Source organism: Lamprobacter sp. (assembly GCF_034860625.1).
In the GTDB taxonomy this organism is placed as follows: domain Bacteria; phylum Pseudomonadota; class Gammaproteobacteria; order Chromatiales; family Chromatiaceae; genus Lamprobacter.
The window spans coordinates 1-872 of the sequence record NZ_JAYESN010000650.1 but is presented as its reverse complement, the minus strand read 5'-3'; the positions used below and the strand labels follow the sequence as shown (position 1 = coordinate 872).

Below are 872 nucleotides of genomic sequence, written 5' to 3'. Positions count from 1 at the left end.
TCCTATACCGACTGGCGCGGCCAATGGTGGCTGCTCACCGCGGTTGGGCTGCTGCTACTGATCCCGGCCTGGCGTTGGCTGCCGCGGCCAAATCAGGGCATGCCGCTTCAAGCCGGCGCTGGTGCGGACGAGGGCGAGCCCGGCCCGCTCTGGCTCTGGCTGCTGCAAGCCGCCTATCTCTGCGCCGGCTTCGGTTATGCGATCAATGCCACCTTCACCGTGCTGATCACCGAGCAGCAGCCGGCCCTGAGCGGGCAGGGTGGGCTGATGTGGCTGCTGGTCGGGCTGGCAGCGGCACCGGCGCCGATCCTCTGGGATCGGATCGCCCGCCGCCTGGGCTATCTCCGCACGCTACAGGTCGCCTATCTGCTGCAGATCATCGGTATTCTGCTGCCAGTGCTGAGCGGTTCTTTGATCGCGGCGGTGGCCAGCTCGCTGCTGTTCGGGCTCACCTTCATCGGCATTGTCTCCTTGGTACTGACGATGGTCGGGGTGCGCTACCCGGCGCATCCGGCTCAGGTCATGGCGCGGCTCACGGTCGGCTATGGCGTCGCGCAGATCATCGCGCCGGTGGTCGCCGGCGAGCTGGCCGAGCTGACCGGCACCTTCGATGGCTCACTGATCTGGGTCAGTGCGATGATGGGACTCGGCTTGTTGTGCCTGGTGGCGATGGGGATGATTGCGGCTCGGGCCCCGTCGGGGCGCGGGTAATCATCCGACGGCCAAACCGTCTCTGATTCGTCTACATATCATGCGTGAGAGGCTATGGCCGCATGAAATCGACACACGACTTGTTAGGTCAAGGGCTTGTTTGAATGAGACTCAAGGACAAGGAGATTGCCGCGATTCGCGCTACCGTGGAAGACCACTTT

Annotated in this window: 1 protein-coding gene; it reads left to right on the top strand. The window is 64.2% G+C overall.

Going from position 1 to position 872, the window contains the following annotated elements; all coding sequences use genetic code 11:
* Window positions 1-711, top strand: a 711-nt coding sequence (locus VBE63_RS30500; protein ID WP_323686702.1) for a YbfB/YjiJ family MFS transporter, incomplete at its 5' end; no start/stop codon positions are given.
* Between the last annotated feature and the right edge of the window lie 161 nt (window positions 712-872).